A 1,556-nucleotide genomic window follows, 5' to 3' on the forward strand; every position below is an offset into this window, starting at 1 on the left:
ATGGATGGAGGGCCTGGTGGAAGCCCTGCGGACCAGCCCAGCGGCCGGGGGCGCGCTTGAACGCCGCCTGCTCAACGGGCCGGTGGCGCTCGCGGCGCGTCCGCCGAAGAAGGCCGACGCGCTGCTCGACACCTTCGGCTTCCTGCCCTACCCGGCGGGCGCCAACTGCGGATTCCACCGCGAGCTCTGGAACCACCTGGGCGGGTTCGACGAGAGCTACCGCTACGGCGGCGACGACACCGAGTTCTTCTGGCGCGCCCAGCTGGCCGGGCACCGACTGGCCTTCGCGCCCCACGCCGTCGTGCACTACCGGCTACGCGCCGAAGTGCCGGCCATCGCGCGCCAGTTCTACAGCTACGGGCGCTCGCACCCCAAGCTCTACCGTGACTTCGCCGGCCGCGGCATGCCCTCCTCGCGGTTGGGCGACGCGGCCCGGGCCTGGTGGACGCTCCTCGTCCACGCGCCCCACCTGGCCGGCCCCGCGGACCGGCGCGCCCCGTTCGTCGCCCAACTCGCCCTGCGCGCCGGGCGCCTTGTCAGCAGCGCCCGACACCGCAGGTGCTACCTGTAGACGCGCGGGCCCACGGCGCGGCGGCGCGGTGGGGTCGGGCCACGAGTGTCGCGCCGGGCCGGGAGCGATCCGCACACTCGGCGCCGGCGGCGCCGGGCCCTCGGTGCAGGAGTGGTAGGGGGTTCGGTCACGGGGTGGATTCCGCGCGGGGATCGCGTGGAGGTTTCCACCGTGCCGACTCGCGTGCCCGGTCCTGGGTAGCGGCGTGCGTACGCGGCCGCCCCCGGGGCGGTTCGACCGCCACGGAAGGTGCTTCGATGCCGATGTCCGCCGTTCGTCCGCTGTCCGTCACGTTCCCGGACAGCCCGTTGCCCGACGTTCCGGTCCCCGCGGAACTCCGCTTCGACACCAGCCGCCCGTTCGCGGCGTGCCTGTCGTTCCCGGTGGCCGGGCGCGTGGACGACGAGACGCCGAGGTGCTGGTACTTCAGTCGTGACGTACTCAACGAGGGCCGGCACGTTCCCGCCGGCAGCGGTGACGTGCGGGTCGGCCCCGGCGCCGAGGGGGAGGTCCGCATCACCCTGTCGGGCGCGGGCGGGTCGGCGGTGGTCAGCGCCCCGACGGAGGTGGTCGCGGCCTTCCTCGCCGAGAGCTTCCAGCTCGTGCCCCTCGGCACGGAGGGCGACCACCTGGACATCGACGCGCTCGTGGCGCGCATCCTCGACGCCGGCTGACCCGGACCTCGCGCAGGAGGCGGACGTCGACCTCCGGGAACCGGCGGCGTCTGGTCCGGAGGGACGGGAAGTCGTGACATGCTCGTGCAATGAAAGATCACGGGCAGTCGGAGGTACCGGGACAGGCAGGCGCGGGAGGTGACGACTCGGTGTTCACCTCCAGTCGCTACCTGTCCCGCCGGCCGCCCCGGGAGGGCGACGGCGAGGCGGGCGGCCTCCCGGTGCCGGCGGGCCAGGAGGGGCTGGGCGCCCCGCCGGGCTCGGTGATCTTCCTCCTGCCGGTCCGAACGGCAGGGGGCGAGGTGGCGGGC

General features: G+C 74.5%; 2 protein-coding genes. Both read left to right on the top strand.

Annotated elements, in window-relative coordinates; all coding sequences use genetic code 11:
• Positions 1–571 (top strand): glycosyltransferase family 2 protein (locus MCM47_RS40510; protein ID WP_374209285.1); only part of this gene is annotated, 571 nt, incomplete at its 5' end.
• 263 nt (positions 572–834) lie between these two features.
• Positions 835–1,245: an SsgA family sporulation/cell division regulator gene (locus tag MCM47_RS40515; RefSeq protein ID WP_238859828.1), complete on the top strand. Its 411-nt coding sequence runs from the start codon at positions 835–837 to the stop codon at positions 1,243–1,245.
• Positions 1,246–1,556 lie beyond the last annotated feature (311 nt).

The organism is Kitasatospora sp. A2-31 (assembly GCF_022288725.1).
In the GTDB taxonomy this organism is placed as follows: Bacteria; Actinomycetota; Actinomycetes; order Streptomycetales; family Streptomycetaceae; genus Kitasatospora.